15 protein-coding genes are annotated in these 12,948 nt (G+C 43.5%); 13 read left to right on the forward strand and 2 right to left on the reverse strand.

Annotated features, from left to right (window positions below):
- The first annotated feature begins 380 nt into the window (after positions 1-380).
- Positions 381-1,358, forward strand: coding sequence for a replication initiator protein A (locus MKR94_RS14510; RefSeq protein WP_241647585.1), 978 nt, complete (start codon positions 381-383; stop codon positions 1,356-1,358).
- A gap of 8 nt (positions 1,359-1,366) precedes the next feature.
- Positions 1,367-1,927 carry a hypothetical protein gene (locus tag MKR94_RS14515; RefSeq protein ID WP_241647586.1) on the forward strand — a complete coding sequence of 187 codons (561 nt, stop codon included), beginning with the start codon at positions 1,367-1,369 and terminating at the stop codon, positions 1,925-1,927.
- 28 nt (positions 1,928-1,955) lie between these two features.
- Here the strand turns inward: MKR94_RS14515 and MKR94_RS14520 are convergent, their stop codons facing one another.
- Positions 1,956-2,525 (reverse strand): STY4526/YPO1902 family pathogenicity island replication protein, encoded by a 570-nt coding sequence (locus tag MKR94_RS14520; protein WP_241647587.1) that lies wholly within the window; start codon positions 2,523-2,525, stop codon positions 1,956-1,958.
- 70 nt (positions 2,526-2,595) lie between these two features.
- Complete coding sequence (locus tag MKR94_RS14525) at positions 2,596-3,294, reverse strand: helix-turn-helix domain-containing protein (RefSeq protein ID WP_241647588.1); 699 nt, start codon at positions 3,292-3,294, stop codon at positions 2,596-2,598.
- Positions 3,295-3,992: 698 nt separating this feature from the next.
- On the opposite strand from MKR94_RS14525, the gene MKR94_RS14530 reads away from it, so the two are divergent.
- The 11 genes from MKR94_RS14530 to MKR94_RS14580 all read left to right on the forward strand — a co-directional run bounded on the left by MKR94_RS14530 (position 3,993) and on the right by MKR94_RS14580 (position 12,940).
- On the forward strand, positions 3,993-4,460 hold the full coding sequence (locus tag MKR94_RS14530; RefSeq protein ID WP_241647589.1) for a transcription termination/antitermination NusG family protein: 468 nt from the start codon (positions 3,993-3,995) through the stop codon (positions 4,458-4,460).
- 57 nt (positions 4,461-4,517) lie between these two features.
- Positions 4,518-4,772: a hypothetical protein gene (locus tag MKR94_RS14535; protein ID WP_241647590.1), complete on the forward strand. Its 255-nt coding sequence runs from the start codon at positions 4,518-4,520 to the stop codon at positions 4,770-4,772.
- A 160-nt stretch (positions 4,773-4,932) separates the two neighbouring features.
- On the forward strand, positions 4,933-5,487 hold the full coding sequence (locus MKR94_RS14540) for a hypothetical protein (RefSeq protein ID WP_241647591.1): 555 nt from the start codon (positions 4,933-4,935) through the stop codon (positions 5,485-5,487).
- Between the two features lie 11 nt (positions 5,488-5,498).
- Complete coding sequence (locus tag MKR94_RS14545; protein ID WP_241647592.1) at positions 5,499-5,984, forward strand: lytic transglycosylase domain-containing protein; 486 nt, start codon at positions 5,499-5,501, stop codon at positions 5,982-5,984.
- 11 nt (positions 5,985-5,995) lie between these two features.
- The gene (locus MKR94_RS14550; RefSeq protein WP_241647593.1) at positions 5,996-6,484 is read left to right on the forward strand and encodes a DotD/TraH family lipoprotein; all 489 of its coding nucleotides are present in this window, start codon (positions 5,996-5,998) and stop codon (positions 6,482-6,484) included.
- On the forward strand, positions 6,481-7,302 hold the full coding sequence (locus MKR94_RS14555) for a type IV secretory system conjugative DNA transfer family protein (protein ID WP_241647594.1): 822 nt from the start codon (positions 6,481-6,483) through the stop codon (positions 7,300-7,302). The genes MKR94_RS14550 and MKR94_RS14555 overlap by 4 nt, the downstream gene beginning before the upstream one ends.
- Positions 7,280-8,452: a plasmid transfer ATPase TraJ gene (traJ, locus tag MKR94_RS14560; RefSeq protein WP_241647595.1), complete on the forward strand. Its 1,173-nt coding sequence runs from the start codon at positions 7,280-7,282 to the stop codon at positions 8,450-8,452. The genes MKR94_RS14555 and traJ overlap by 23 nt, the downstream gene beginning before the upstream one ends.
- Positions 8,449-8,715 (forward strand): IcmT/TraK family protein, encoded by a 267-nt coding sequence (gene icmT, locus MKR94_RS14565; protein WP_241647596.1) that lies wholly within the window; start codon positions 8,449-8,451, stop codon positions 8,713-8,715. Before traJ ends, icmT begins: the two co-directional genes overlap by 4 nt.
- Positions 8,716-8,729: 14 nt before the next feature.
- Entirely contained in the window at positions 8,730-11,819 is a 3,090-nt protein-coding gene (locus MKR94_RS14570) for an LPD7 domain-containing protein (protein WP_241647597.1), read from the forward strand.
- 29 nt (positions 11,820-11,848) lie between these two features.
- On the forward strand, positions 11,849-12,196 hold the full coding sequence (locus tag MKR94_RS14575) for a conjugal transfer protein (RefSeq protein ID WP_241647598.1): 348 nt from the start codon (positions 11,849-11,851) through the stop codon (positions 12,194-12,196).
- 42 nt (positions 12,197-12,238) lie between these two features.
- Entirely contained in the window at positions 12,239-12,940 is a 702-nt protein-coding gene (locus MKR94_RS14580) for a DotI/IcmL/TraM family protein (protein WP_241647599.1), read from the forward strand.
- Positions 12,941-12,948: the final 8 nt, after the last annotated feature.

Raw genomic sequence — 12,948 nt, forward strand, 5'->3', positions numbered from 1 at the left:
CATGAAGTACGAGTGATGGGACATGAAGTACGAGTGATGGGACATGAAGTACGAGTGATGGGACATGAAGTACGAGTCCCTGTGGATAAGTAAATATAATCCATATTAATCAACTAGATAAGTAGTTTATCTCATGGGACGGGACATAAAGTACGAGTGAGGTGTTTTTTTGTACATTTGCTCGGTATATGAGCTTTTTGGGACATGAAGTACGATATTTTTTGTTGTTTTCGAAATCTGTGTGGTACATAATGGCCCTAAATAGGACATGAAGTACGATATTTTAATCTGCCTCATGAGAAACAATTAGCGCCCCTATAATGTATGGCTGTACAAAATAGGGGCTGACCTGAAACCTGAACGAGCAGGAGTAGGCTGTTGTGAACGATACTACAAAAACGAGAAGAGCTAAATTAAAAACCTTAAGACCAAAAGAGCCTGATAATGAACAGTTCTTCATTGCAGATGAGTATGAAATCGTTTCCTTCAAAGACGATATTCGCTCAATGGAACATCCATTTTTTGTGCTTAAGTCCGGCGATGCTAAAGAGCGTCATTACGAAAATGGTAATAAAACCATTAAAATTAAATCTATTGCCTCAGTAGGGATAGCAACGGTTTTCGATAAAGATATTTGGATTTATGCCGTTTCAAAGTTGCAACGAGCCTTAGATGAACACTCAGACGACGTCAATAAGTTTGTCTTGCCGAATAAAGTAAGCTTTACCGCTTACGATTATTTTACCTGTACTAATAAATCTAAGGGCGGTAAGAGTTACACAGATCTAGAGAAATGTTTAGAAAGGCTTGCGTCAACAAGGATAACGACGAATATAAGCCACGATGATAGTATTGAATCACATAATTTTGGTTTGATAGAAAGTTATAAAATAAAAGAAGGTATTAAAGGTAATAGTATGGATGTTACCTACATAGAAATAATACTACCTTCTTGGATTCTGGAGGCGATTAAAACCCAAAAGGTTTTAAAAATTAGTAATGATTATTTTAGAATAAGAAAAGCTATTGATAGACGTATCTATGAAATAGCGAGAAAACACTGTGGGAGTCAGAAGTCATTTATAATAACTCTAGACAAGTTATACATTAAGACTGGTGCGTCTTCTGCTCTCAAAGTATTAAGAAATAACGTAATAAAACTGGCGAAGGATAATGATTTACCAGACTACTTTATTGAATATGATCCGGTTAGAGAAAATGTAACATTTAAGCCTAGGCCTAATATTTTATTAGAAGCTAAAAAAAGAGCAGAAAGGATTGCTCCTAACAATAAATTAGATCCTACCAGAGTATCGACACCTGATCAGGACGTTCCAGCAGGGTTTAGAGGTAGTTGAGAGGATATATGTCTACGAAAAGTAAGAAAAAGTCAGGTGATCCACGTAAAAATTTAGGCGTAAAGAAGACTTCAGTCGTTATCCAGCCAGTCATCAAAAAGACTTTACGTCTAAAGGAATTTATTAAATTTGATGATCGTAAAGACATGAGTGAGCTAAGAAACGAAGCCATAGAAATGAAGGCTGAAAAACTTACGGATGAATTTTTTAATAGTTGGGAAATGTATTATGATGAATCTGAAATTAAAGAGTTAACATATGATGCCGACCCATATTATTTTTTTGAGGCTGTACTAGATATTGGGGAAAAGAATAAATTTAACGGCCTAAATATAGATGATATTGTTTTATATCTAGAAGACGAATCAAAAACACCGGCGCATTTGCCAAGTCATTGGCCTAAAAGAATAGATAATAAAATAAAAGTAGAGAAATATATTGAATATCTAAAGAATCGTGGATATATGGATGATTTTGATTCTTTCAAAAACATCGATCAATATATAAATGAAGCTCTGGATACTGAATATGATTTTTTCGACAACGAAGAGATAAAGTTTTCTTATTAAAAAAAGCCGGTGTTAACCGGCTTTTTTATTACTTTCTGATAGGGAGTTGGTCTAAGTATGAAATAGGTATGCCATTATTTTTAGATACAACGAGGCATGAAAGAGCATCTTTATTATCTATACCACTATTCAATGTGAATTGTGACAGCCACTCTGCTGAGAATTGGTTTATCTCTTCCTCAGATAAGTTTTTATTCTTACCCGCTTCTAGTGAGTATCCTAAATCCTTGCGTAGCTCCCTAAGCTGGCGATATGACAGACTAAACCATTGCTTAATTTGATTATTTGATGCGCCGTTCTTAAGTAGGTCACTAATTAATTCTTGTTGGCGCTTGTTTTTGAAAAATGACTCTAGTACAGACTGAACACTTTGGGTATTAACTGTTAAGTCAACAAGATCAAGGCTTATCTCACGTACAATCTGCGATACTTCCAAGGGGCTAAGCTTGGATATAGCCTCTAAATTTTCAGGTTTCAAGCCTAAGACCTCTGCTTGGGTGAAATCACATAACGCCTTCTGCATAAGGTTAAATGAGATATTAAGCGCTAGACCTCTAAACAGATCCCCATATTCTTTGCTACTATCTTGCATAGCCATGATCAAACTCCTACTTTGATTGTGGTTAGCGGGCGTTATGAGCTGGAACTCTTAACGTTCGCGTTAGTTACTATTTGTCTTCATCACCGTTGTAAGCTGGAAGCCCTCTAACAGCATCATCCCAGTGTTTCTCGCGAGATATATCATTGAAAACCCTGCTTATATGACGCGGCGTTATCCCCCAACGTTTAGCTATATTTCCCATCGTCCAATTCTTTGCCTTTATTAACTCCTTAATTTCACTTATGGAAAGCGGCCTATCCCAGGAGGTTAGTTTTTCGATGTCTATAGTGAAATCTAATCCTGGGTAGTCTTGTTGCAGTAACGCTAACGGTCGATGTTGCCAATGAGGCGTGCCGTCAGTATCAAAGGAAACTAACGAGTAATTACATGGTAGCCATGAGGCAAATTCAGGAGGGTAATACTCAATCCAAACGGAGTTTTGCTCGATATAGCTAATTACCTCGTTTTCAAAAGCTTTATCGATGCGGTTTGCTGACCTGAACTTATCAAAGAAACCTTTTTGTCGAGTGAATATCGCTCCACGATCCTTGACTAAGTAACTAAATGCACTGTGCCTAACGCTCTCAAGTCCGTTCGTTATCGAAGTACTGTAATAGTTCATTAGCTGAGCACAGAAGAATATGATTTTTCCTTCATAAACTCGTGTACGTAAATAGCACTGACCGTCCTCATTCCAGAAAGCCCTGAAAGTAAGTGGCAGATATGTCTTATCAAAACCTTCTACTAATTTGACGTCTATTTTCATGATTAGTCACCAATACAGGACCTATATGTCCTATATGGCATTATAGGACGTATATGTCCTATAAGCAATTTTTTTATGTTATGAAGATAGTTACATCATACACCGAAGAGAATTACGGCTGTGCTTGCCTCAACAATCGTGACATATCAGTAAACAAGGTTGTTCAAGGTGTGTGAAGGCATGTGTGAAGGATATTTAAGCTGTTTTGACCCTATATCAGTAAGTTATAAAAATTCTGTTAAAAGCTAATATATATTTTTGTAAATTAGAACAATGAACTGTAAAAAAGGCCCTCAGTAATTGTTCGGGCTGCGGACAGATTTAAAAAAAGAATATTGAATAGATATCAATGTCTATTTTTAGTTATATGTGCTAGCTGAGAAGCCAAAACCCATCTAAGACGCTGCATATCTGGGGTTTACTTGATATATCCAACGTTATATATTCCTTTCCGCAGCACAAAGTAGCAAGATATACCTAGGAATATTCCTAATAGATACGGGGTATTTCCAACATTCAAAATAGGCTTATGATTTCTCAAACTGTCAAATTATATGATCTGATTCGCTCTCATATAATAGGGAGAGAGTTATAAGTTCGCGCCGGAGCGAATTGGTAGAATCAGCAGATTTTACGTTGGCGGAGCGTACCCATCACTTTCCAATAATATTATCCCACGTACATGAGGACTCTATATCATGGAGCAATGGTATCTAGCCCAATATAAGCCCGGGAAGGCGAATCTAGAAAAGCTTCAATATATGCTTAAAAATAGGAATATACTGTCTTGGACGCCACAGGTATTTACTACAAAAATCTCTGGAACCGATAACACAGAAAAAAAGGTATTAGAGCCTCTTTTTCCAGGTTATATATTTATCGAATTCGATATTAATAAACACCACCCTTCTAAACTAATCGAGCTTCCTGGAATGGGGGAATTCGTTCGCTCATGTGGAGAGTTTAGTCCGGTACCTTTCTCTGTACTTGATGAGCTGATGAGCTATCCGATAGGCCACCGTGAAACCCACTGGGAGCGGGACTTGAGCACTAAGGTGCGACTTACTCGACGCCAAAAAATCCGTATCAAAAATATCATGGGTAGCGAAGACCCTCACGAACGAACAGCAATGTTTCTTGCCTTCACCGGGGCTTTATTTCTGTAATACTAATTAATCTTTATCTCATTATGCCCCATAAGGGGCTATTACAAGCGTGTATTTATGACTAAAAAAAAATCACAGACGATCACTGTACGATCTGAAAGAATACAAACCATAGATGTTTTAGTTTATTCGGCAGGATTAGAGAACCGTCCTGATGTTCCACTGAAAAGAAGACATTTTATCCACGCATTAATAGATTTGTATGAAGATGGGACTATTCCTAAAGACTTATTAACAGAAAAGGCGTTAGAGGTCGCAGATAACGAATATGTTGATGCGAGACCAGATTTAAAATCTAAGAATAAAAGATAGCCTGCTAAGTAAATATATATTTAATAATTAACCACCTGTATTTATTCCTGTTATTACCCTCCCGCAATAAAATTTTAAATTACTTAAGTAAGAAGTTTCGGCATACGTTCCTCTTAAAGAAAATTCAAAGTACTAATTCGGTATTCAATTTGGAGTTCACATGAAATTACGTATTCTTACGTTGTTATCATTAACAACGTTGAGCGGATGCGTCTCACATTTAAATACTACAGACCAACCGGCGGGAGTGTATGTCGATGGGTTAATAGCTAAAAGTGCCGAGACCATAAGCCATACTCAATCTGATCTTAACCAAACGGGGCCGTGGCCTAATCGACCACAATCACCCTCTCTAAAGCATCACGAAAGTGCTGTTACAACACCTACCCGAATCGAGAAAGCGGATACCCCTGTATTAGGTCACGTACTCTTTAACGGTCGTTCAGGTCCTATCAACTTTCCCACTACATCTGCAACTTTGCGGAGTGTCACAGTCAATCGAGCTGTTCAGCGCATCGCGCCTCCAGGCTGGAAAATCAGTTGGTCGAGTGGAACACAACGCAAGCGATTACAGCGTGTCACGGTATCACTTAATGATCAGTGGCCTCGTATTCTCGATAGCCTAATGGCTCGTAAGTCGCTCTATGCAACGATCGATTGGTCGGCATCCAGTATCATCATCACAGCCTACCGTCCCCATTATGCTCACCTGTGATCGAGGGGAATATGAGACCTTTCATCGTGCTTCTTGTGACGCTATTAAGCATTACCCAAGCTCATGCTTATTGCTTTAATTATGCCGCCGCTCGATACCATCAAAACCCGCTCGTCGTTGAAGCAATCGCGCTCTGGGAAAGTAGCCTTAATGCTCAGGCTATAGGGAAGAACAGGGACGGTACCGGCAATATCTTGAGTAGAGATTATTGCTTGATGCAAATTAACAGCGTCAATGTCCAAGCGTTGAAAAAAATGGGTGTAATTAATTCGGCTCAAGACCTTCTCAATGACCCTTGTCTGTGCGTACAAGCAGGCGCTTGGGTACTCGCAAAACATCTTCGACATTGTGGTAATACGTGGTCGTGCCTTGGCTCGTACAACGCAGGCTTCAGTCAAACTCCGCTACAAGAAAAAAGGCGTTTAGCTTACGCGGATCAAATCCATGCCATATATAACCGCTTAGTCGCCAGAAACACCACACTGGCCGACCGGTAAAAGGAAATTTCATGAAAAAAACGTTCCTAGTCACAGTCGTGGCTACCTTACTCCTGTCTGGATGTCAGCAACATGTTAAAACACATGTTAGCCAAGCCCCTGTAGATCCCGCGGCTGATACCGCAAATGCTAACCGTATTGCACTGGTTCGCGCTCAGCAATATAGCTTATGGGATGAGGGTGTCGTTAATACTCGCTCGCCATTACCTGCTGATACGATTTACGCTAATTCCTCACGCGTCTCGCTAGATTGGGACGGTGACGCGGTCGAGCTACTGGCGCAACTCGCTCGGCAACGTGGCTTAAGCTTCAATTACTCCGGCGTGCGTTTGCCGTTACCGCTCAATATTCATGTCAGGGATATGACCTTTCAAAACCTGTTACGCATAGTCGTTTCACAGACACAATGGCGAGCAACGCTTGAGCAAAATCCGGGGCAGCTTCAACTTAACTTCATGCCTATTCCTAAACCCGATACTCATCGGAGAGCGAGACCATGAAAAAAAGCACACTTGCTTTACTCGTCTGTTTGTATGCGAGTCATGCAATAGCGAGCGCTGAGGTTGCTCAGAGTGCTCCGCCAGATATTCAGCACTACATGGACGCAAGTAGCGGCGAAAAAAGTGATATTACCGATGCTAGAGCTGACATGATGCGTCAAGCTGGGCGTATGGTAGGCTACCAAGGGGGCAAAGCACAACGTGCCTGGGAGTTAGGTCGCTCGCTTATTGCGCGTAATAACCAACTTAACGCACTTTATGATTTTCGAACGTTGATTAGTAACGACGGCTGGCTCCCGCCGGTGATTGATGAAGCTCAGGATGTTGCACATATCACCTCGGATCAGATACGCACGGCAAGTCACGTTTATAGAATCCTAAGCCCCGAACGTTTTGTCAGTAACCCGCCATCTTGGAGAACGTGGTTACTCGCAGGACTCGGCGCATCGAATGGTGATAATGCAGCGCAAGGTATTTTTCCAAAAACGAGCGATGAGCGGCATATCTGGCAAGAAGCGTTAGAGAAAGGCTGGCAGGAAGGGCGCGACGGTGCAGATCATACGTTAGAAGCTAACTTTAATCGGCTGACACGTGATTATCGCGGAATGGTTCTCTACTCAACCCTACTGCGCCAAGGCTATATCTCTCGCCCTAGTATCTCTGATGAGGCGCAAACAGTGAGCGGCGATAGACAAAAAATGGTAACCGGTGATCGTGTCCGTCGTATCCGTGAGCACGCGGGTTTCACACCGAATAAACGCGCTTGGAAACCTGTCGTTAATACGGAGTCGCATCATGAGCCAAACCAAGATTTCTGATTTTACGCCGTATACGTTCAATGGTCAGATAGGTGCGGAGGACTTTAAAGAGTTCCTCGCTTGGTGCGCTACGCAGCATGTGAGTGACGTTCATATACAGGGCGGGAATTATATTATCGTCAGTCGCCACGGGCGGTTACTCAAGGCTTCTAATATAAAATTAGCAGATGATCAGTTATCTCGGCTTATTGACGCTGTCTTTAGCCCAGAAGTCAGAGCGTTAACGCGTAGTGGTCAGCCTCAGGACCGGCCTTATCAAATAGATGGCGACATGAATAATCGTTATGGGCTGACTCGCGGCGAACGATTACGCTTTCGCTGTAATTTTGTGCAGTGTACCGCCGGTAAGATAGATAGCACGATAGCGCTCACCATGCGTGTGATCCCAACGCAAATACCGGACCTCACCACGATGGGGATTGAACAGGACCTTTTTGAGGCTTTATTACCTCATAAAGGACTAGGCCTCATCGGCGGGGAAACAGGGTCAGGTAAGAGTACGTTACTCGCCGCAATTTACCGATACTGCGCGGATAATTTCCCGGACAGGAAGATCACAACGATTGAGGACCCGATTGAGTACATCCTTGCAAAGTCAGACGATATTCTCCCTCCGACACAATTACAGATTGGAAAAAACGTCAAAAACTATGCCGACGGTATCCGCGCGGCAGTAAGACGAGCGCCCTCGATTATCGGTATTGGTGAGATGCGAGATTTAGAAACGATGCGCTCTGCGGTCCTAGCAGGCCAGCTAGGTCACTTGTGCATGAGTACGCTTCATATCCATTCACCCGGTGAAGGTATTAGCCGAATGCTTGCCGAATTTCCTTATGAAATACGTGAGGCAATGGCAAGAGACCTACTGGGTGTACTCAATTATATTGTGGTTCAACGCCTATTAAAAACGGTAGACGGTAAGCGTCAGTCAGTGCGTGAATATATCGTTATTGATGAGTGCGTCAGAGAAGAGCTTTCATCAATGCCGTACACAAACTGGGGCCATCATATTGATGGGATCATTAAAAAGTCCAAATCGCGCATGTCAGATAAAGCCCTATCGCTGTATCGCGATGGTGTTATCGATAAAGATGAATTACTGACAGTTATATCCCTACGCGAGCTGCGTACCATTGAGGGCTTATCGTGAAGCAGAAAACATCTACTTGGCGTAACGCAGGTTTACGCCTTTCGGTCTACGGTATACCGGCTCCTCTTTTTCTCATCTATCTGTCCTGGTGTCGCTGGCCCTCAATGATGACAATTTACGTCTGTACCGGCGTGGTCTTATTTTTTGCCGTTATCTCACGCTATGGCTGGACGCTAGCAGTATTAATGCAACGACTGCTCCACTATATCCGCGGTAAGAAGGTCTCAGGTCGGCCTTGGTGGTTTCGTCGGTTTTATGACTAATCATAGGAGGTTCTATGCAAAACGATACGCTTACCGACCGGCGTGTATGGTTAGCTATTCCCGCTGAAAATAAAGATGAAGCACTTTCCTTTGCAGGATTAAAAGAAGACGGCAGTAAAGCGATTCTCTGGGATAAAGTAGAAAAACTTTGGTATGCCGAGCCAAACACACCTATTGAAAAAATAGCGCCTTATTTACCTGATACATCGCTTCGAGCAACGGGTTCAGAAGATCCTCACGAAGAATTTTCTCAAGCTCTGCAAGCGGCGGGATTGGTCATTGAGGGACTTCCCATCATGGATGGGAAAGTGCATCGCGTGGCAACGGTCGAAGATAAAAAAGGGCGCAAAACAGGCGGCGCATACCGGGGATTTAACGACCGGCGGCCTGCGGGATGGTTTATTAATTATCATCGAGCAGAAGCCGAGAGCGTGACAAATTGGAAAGCGACCGGCGGGAAAACGGATGCGCTCACAAGCCTACATTTAAAAGCTGCCGCCAAACAAGTTCAGGACGACAGCGCTCGCGCTCGCGAAAAGATGTACGACGAGAATACAAAAAAAGCCCAAGGCCTCTATGATCGCTTGCCAGCGGCAAGTAATGAACATCCCTACTTAGTCCGAAAAGGGATTAGTGCCGATCCAGCGCTGCGTTTAACGAATAATAACTCCCTCGTGATCCCTATTCATGACGCAGACGGTCATTTTAAAAGTTTGGAATACATTACCCCCGATGGTGATAAGGCGCTTTTCAAAGAAGCCCCTAAAAGCGGAAATTTCTTCGTAACCGGCGGAGAGCTTCGCGCAGATGTCCCTATCTTATACGCTGAAGGATATTCAACTGCTCAAAGCATTCATGAGACAACGGGCTTGCCGGTTGTTATGACTGTCGATGCGGGGAATATGCGCACCGTGGCAGGAATACTGGGTGAGCGCTTCCCAACGGCGACTCATGTCTTTATGGCGGATGTTGATCATGCAAAGGAGGTAAATAAAGGTCTTCTCATGGCCCAAGCAGCCGCTGCCTTGGTGCCCAATGGAGTTGTCGTTACCCCGCCCTTTACACAAGAAGAAATTAAAGAAGGTCTCACTGATTTTAATGATTTACACCTTTCCCGAGGCAGCGAAGCCTTAAGTAAACTTCTTGCTGAACAGTTCACAGAGCATCAAATTTTATCCAAAGAGGTGACGATGAAATCTGAAAACGACGCTATGCAAACACCGCCAATATCTACGCCTGAAACTTTATCGAATAATGAGGCGGCAAGTTATGAGCAGTACTTTTCTGAGTCTGAACAACACTCAGAACCTGAACTGGATGTCATGACAGTTCAAGAGTACGCACAGACACCCAAAACGCTAACGCCTGAGCAGCCAGAAGAAAGCGAGCCTACAATTCAGCCTGAGCCATCGCCGCGACCGGCTACGGAGCAAGTAGAAAACCTAGAAGCCCTCAGCGAAACAGACCTCGTCTCACGGCATCAAAACGAACCGAAGCAAGCTGATAACGCTACTGAGACCTTAGAAGATGGGATAGCGTTTGGACCTCATGTGCCTGGGGCTGGGAATTTTTCTCCTGAAGATAAACCAAGCAACGTTGATACTGACGCTTTGCTCCAGCGAATAAGTTGGGAAGAGCAAAATAAAACTGTGCTCTACAAAGTGGATGATGTCCCAGCCTTTCGAGATCATGGCAATAAAATGACGATGGAGTCGCCTGAGTCGAGTCAAAATCATGACCATGTCTTAGCCGCGTTGCTAACCGCTTCACGTCACTACGGCGGAAAAATAGAACTCACCGGTAGCGACGAGTTTAAACATACGGCAATTGAGCTTATCGCAGCACATAACCTCAATGTGAGTATGAAAAATCCTATGCAGCAGGCTTTACTCGACGAGGCTAGGTTAAGACTTTCTGAACAAGTCGAAAAAGACAGTGTTCACGCCTCACCATTGACGCCTGATTTAACTCAAACAGCCGGTGAAGCACCAGAAAGTAAGAAACCTATTTCTCAGTGGGAGCCAGAAACACTCAAAAGCGATAGTACGATCCCGGTTGAAGAAAACAGTGCTCGTACAAATGAGGATAAGGCAGATCAAGACAATAAAACGTTGTCACAAAAGCCGCTTGTCGGCCAGCTTCTAGAGCACGGTCCTGCGCCCTATCAGTTTAATAATGATAATTCGAACAGTTACTTTATTAAGCTTAAAACGCGAGAAGGTGAGAGAACCGTTTGGGGCGCTGAACTTGCTTCAGCGTTAAAAGAAAGTGGCGTCAGTGAAGGACAAGTCCTGTCTTTACAGCATAAAGGCAAGAAAATGGTCACGGTTCAAGTACCTCAAAAAAATGATGAGGGTCATATTACGGGATATAAAGAGCGCCATACGCACCGCAACCACTGGGAAATCAAGTCAATGGTTCATCCGAATCTTCGAGCGGAGATCGCGCCAGCAGAGGGTGAAAAGCTATCGGCCTACGATTTAAATAAGTTTTCCTCGATTCAAAGAGCAATCCTAACGCCGGAATTAATCGCAAAAGTTAAGTCTGTTCAGCCTATTCCAAGTATGGAAGATAAGCTTTTATGGTTACGACCTGACGGCAGAGGAACAATAGATAGAGGCGATGCGCTAACAGCTAATAGGCCTCAACATGATGATAATGCGGGGAAAGCCATTTTAACTTCCTATGCTGAAGACGGACGACTTAAACTCCATTTAGCTAAAGGTGATGGTCCTTTTTTACAAGGCATCGCGATGATTAAAGAGAAGTACTACAACGTACTGGCCTCACTTCCCGACAATAAAGCTGGCCCTGACTTAATTATCAACGCACTCACTTCTGAGGGATTACGTTACGTCGGACATGCTCAAGCACTCAATCAAGTTGAGGGAAAAAGTATCCCTCGCGATACCTTACTTTTCAAAATTGCAGGTGATGAAAATACGCAGATCGCGAAACTTGTAAAGCCTGAAGATATTCCCACAAACGTTCATGCGTCACTGGGCTTTGATAAACGCTATTCAGCGGATACAGAGGACCCAAAGGCAGGTCCCCGGGCGGAGGTTCAAAACAAAGCTCAACCGGCAGGCCAACGTCCGGGGTAAATAGCAACACTCGTCCATGAGGTATTGTCATGTTTAAAAAAATAGTAATGGTAGGCGCTCTATGCGCGGCCTTCTCTTTTCCTGTAGCGTCCTTTGGTGCTTGTCGAGCGAGCACTGCCGCAGAGACCGGTAGCGAAGCGGGTTATGCAACGGCACAAAAAGCCGCCCAGGCTTGGTATACAAGAGAGAGTAGCGCATCGTCTAAGCTTCAGCAGTGTCTGGATAAAATACGTACTTTATCCCTAACAATGCCTAGCTTTGCCAGTCTTTCGAGTATCTTGAACGGCTATGCCGATGAAATCTGCTCATCAGCCGTCAGCGAAGTAAACAGCTATATCCCCTCATCAATCGATCCTTGGGACAGTTTGACCAACTAACTGTCTAGCACGCCACACAGCAACTTTAAACGGAACATACCTATGAACGCTCCTTTATCACAGGGCGGGCCTTCGGCTGCCCCTGAAGAGCCGGGTTTTGACGATGAACAGATCGAGGCTTTTAATGAAGCCCATCGACTGCAAGAAGAAAAAACACTCGGCACGCACTTCGCCCGCAAATGTCTATCAATTTGTTTAATTCTCGGGGCTGGCTTAACCGTCTCTGTTGTATTAAACGGTTTTCAGTTTTGGCACAGCCTTCATTTAGATAATAAGTATTACTCGACTCAAGACGGTCGTATAACACGTATCTACCCGTTGAATCGTCCCGCTTGGTCAGTTGAAGATGTGAGTAAGTTTGGCGCTGACACTATCCAGCAATCTTTCACTATGGACTTCGTCCACTTTAGAAACCAGATGACAAGTGTCATGCCGCGTTACTCCGATGAAGGGTATGCCGGGTATTACAAAGCACTGACGAGTTCAAACGTACTGGCAATGGTGCGTGATAAACGAATGAACTTATCTGTCACCGTCTCACCAGGCGTGGTTCACAGTAAGGGCGAACTAAACGGTGTTTACCTCTGGAAAATCCAATACCCGGTTACCATGCAACTTGATGGGCAGCAAACGAGTATGCCGCCACAGCGATATATTGTTGAGCTACTCATTCAGCAAGCTGACCCAAGAGAAAAGCCTCTGGGACTTGAGACGCGTCAAACGATCATGATGAATGGGAATTGATAAATACG

The sequence above is a fragment of the Rosenbergiella metrosideri genome (assembly GCF_022602565.1).
Lineage (GTDB): Bacteria > Pseudomonadota > Gammaproteobacteria > Enterobacterales > Enterobacteriaceae > Rosenbergiella > Rosenbergiella metrosideri.

Bases quoted from the DNA above. Each gene is read 5' to 3' on its own strand.
- MKR94_RS14530 (WP_241647589.1), top strand. From the start codon at position 3,993: ATGGAGCAATGGTATCTAGCCCAATATAAGCCCGGGAAGGCGAATCTA.
- MKR94_RS14545 (WP_241647592.1), top strand. From the start codon at position 5,499: ATGAGACCTTTCATCGTGCTTCTTGTGACGCTATTAAGCATTACCCAA.
- MKR94_RS14575 (WP_241647598.1), top strand. From the start codon at position 11,849: ATGTTTAAAAAAATAGTAATGGTAGGCGCTCTATGCGCGGCCTTCTCT.
- MKR94_RS14525 (WP_241647588.1), bottom strand. From the start codon at position 3,294: ATGAAAATAGACGTCAAATTAGTAGAAGGTTTTGATAAGACATATCTG.
- MKR94_RS14570 (WP_241647597.1), top strand. From the start codon at position 8,730: ATGCAAAACGATACGCTTACCGACCGGCGTGTATGGTTAGCTATTCCC.
- traJ (WP_241647595.1), top strand. From the start codon at position 7,280: ATGAGCCAAACCAAGATTTCTGATTTTACGCCGTATACGTTCAATGGT.
- MKR94_RS14515 (WP_241647586.1), top strand. From the start codon at position 1,367: ATGTCTACGAAAAGTAAGAAAAAGTCAGGTGATCCACGTAAAAATTTA.
- MKR94_RS14520 (WP_241647587.1), bottom strand. From the start codon at position 2,525: ATGGCTATGCAAGATAGTAGCAAAGAATATGGGGATCTGTTTAGAGGT.
- MKR94_RS14535 (WP_241647590.1), top strand. From the start codon at position 4,518: ATGACTAAAAAAAAATCACAGACGATCACTGTACGATCTGAAAGAATA.
- MKR94_RS14580 (WP_241647599.1), top strand. From the start codon at position 12,239: ATGAACGCTCCTTTATCACAGGGCGGGCCTTCGGCTGCCCCTGAAGAG.
- MKR94_RS14555 (WP_241647594.1), top strand. From the start codon at position 6,481: ATGAAAAAAAGCACACTTGCTTTACTCGTCTGTTTGTATGCGAGTCAT.
- MKR94_RS14540 (WP_241647591.1), top strand. From the start codon at position 4,933: ATGAAATTACGTATTCTTACGTTGTTATCATTAACAACGTTGAGCGGA.
- MKR94_RS14550 (WP_241647593.1), top strand. From the start codon at position 5,996: ATGAAAAAAACGTTCCTAGTCACAGTCGTGGCTACCTTACTCCTGTCT.